This window comes from Necropsobacter massiliensis (assembly GCF_000827595.2).
GTDB classification, from domain to species: Bacteria; Pseudomonadota; Gammaproteobacteria; order Enterobacterales; family Pasteurellaceae; genus Necropsobacter; species Necropsobacter massiliensis.
The window spans coordinates 1-536 of sequence record NZ_LN776204.1 but is presented as its reverse complement, the minus strand read 5'-3'; the positions used below and the strand labels follow the sequence as shown (position 1 = coordinate 536).

Annotated in this window: 1 protein-coding gene; it reads left to right on the top strand. The window is 42.2% G+C overall.

Going from position 1 to position 536, the window contains the following annotated elements; genetic code table 11:
• Positions 1 to 536, top strand: a 536-nt coding sequence (locus tag BN3349_RS12120) for a hypothetical protein (protein WP_040977591.1), incomplete at both ends; no start/stop codon positions are given.

Here is a 536-nt window from a genome sequence, read left to right as displayed (position 1 = left end):
GGATATTGAAAACCACGCTGATTATAACGGCAAGGGTGTTGGTGTAAGCGGTTCAGTGGCAATGAACGTTGATACCCCGTTAGGCAATAAAGAGAACGGCATTGCACAAAGTAACAAGCAAGCCACTAACGACAACGGCGAGAAAATTTATATTGACCAAAATGGCAAAGAAACTATCGAGGTAAAAACTGGTGATAACGCGAATAGAGTAAAATTAGCGACAGGTTGGGGTTCACTACAAACCTCGGTAGGTATCGGCTTAGGTAGCACAAAAGAGAGTAATCAAAGTATCACTCGAAGTGGCATCAATACGGCGAATATTGAAATCCGTAATCCACCGGCACAGCTTGAGCAGACGGGTAAAACGGTGGAAGAAACTCTTGTGCAGGTGAAAACTGATGTGAGTACAGCCACGGCAGAAGCCAATTTAGGTAAGTTAGAAAATCATTTTGATAAAGAGAAAGTGCTTAAAGAGCTCAATGTTCAAGTGAAAGCAACGCAAGAATTTAGACAAAATGCGTTTTCGACCATTGATG